This is a genomic window from Pontibacter beigongshangensis (assembly GCF_014332515.1).
Lineage (GTDB): Bacteria > Bacteroidota > Bacteroidia > Cytophagales > Hymenobacteraceae > Pontibacter > Pontibacter beigongshangensis.
In genome coordinates this window covers 1-969 of record NZ_VFSD01000060.1, presented here as the reverse complement: position 1 = coordinate 969, position 969 = coordinate 1, and the positions used below count along the sequence as shown (strand labels likewise).

Below are 969 nucleotides of genomic sequence, written 5' to 3'. Positions count from 1 at the left end.
ATTGAATTAGGCACTTGTTTAATGGCTCAGAAAGCTGTATATTAATTGATATATAGCTATTTACATGGAGAAAAGATACCAGAGCCTGTCGCTGTTTGAGTTTCAGTCCCGCTTCCCCAACGACTCGGCCTGCCGGGAGTACCTGGCCCAGCTCAAATGGTCCCAGGGCTACGCCTGCGTCAAGTGCGGCAAGGGCAGGCACTGCGCCGGCAGCAGCCCGCTGGACCGGCAGTGCACCAGCTGCGGCCACACCGAGTCCCCGACGGCGGGCACCCTCTTCCACGGCTGCAAGTTCCCCCTGCTCAAGGCCTTCTACATCGTCTACTACGTCTCCACCTGCAAGAGCGGGATGAGCTCCACGGAGCTGAGCCGCAAGCTCGAGCTGCGGCAGAAGACCTGCTGGCTCTTCAGGCAGAAGGTGATGAAGGCCATGGAGAGCAGCGGCCACTTCCCCATGGCCGGCAAGGTGGACGTGGACGAGACCTTCGTGGGCGGGCAGGACGAGCAGGCCACCGGCCGCAGCCAGGGCAGCAAAAGCCTGGTGGTGGTGGCCATCGAGCGCAAGGGCAGGGGCGTGGCGCGCATGTACGGCAAGGTGATAGAGAAGGCCGACCGCAAGAACCTGAAGGCCTTCATGGGGGAGCACATCAGCCCCGAGGCCCAGGTGCGCACCGACGGCTGGAGTGGCTACCAGGGCCTGGAGGAGGTCTACCCCAGGCTGGTGCGGGAGAAGTCGGAGAAGAAGGGGAAGAACTTCCCCCAGCTCCACCGCAGCATCATGATGTTCAAGGCCTGGCTCCGGGGCGTGCACCACTCAGTGCGCTACCTGCAGGCTTACATCAACGAGTACACCTACCGCTTCAACAGGCACAAGATGAAGGAGGGCATCTTCGAAAACCTCCTCAAAAGGATGGTGGCCGCCCCACCTCATCCCTATAAAATGGTTATTGCTTAAGTGCCTAATTCAAT

1 protein-coding gene is annotated in these 969 nt (G+C 60.2%); it reads left to right on the top strand.

Features of this window, described 5'->3' with window-relative positions; genetic code table 11:
• The first annotated feature begins 64 nt into the window (after positions 1-64).
• Positions 65-955, top strand: coding sequence for an IS1595 family transposase (locus FJM74_RS22085; RefSeq protein WP_187264819.1), 891 nt, complete (start codon positions 65-67; stop codon positions 953-955).
• Positions 956-969 lie beyond the last annotated feature (14 nt).

Bases quoted from the DNA above. Each gene is read 5' to 3' on its own strand.
- FJM74_RS22085 (WP_187264819.1), top strand. From the start codon at position 65: ATGGAGAAAAGATACCAGAGCCTGTCGCTGTTTGAGTTTCAGTCCCGC.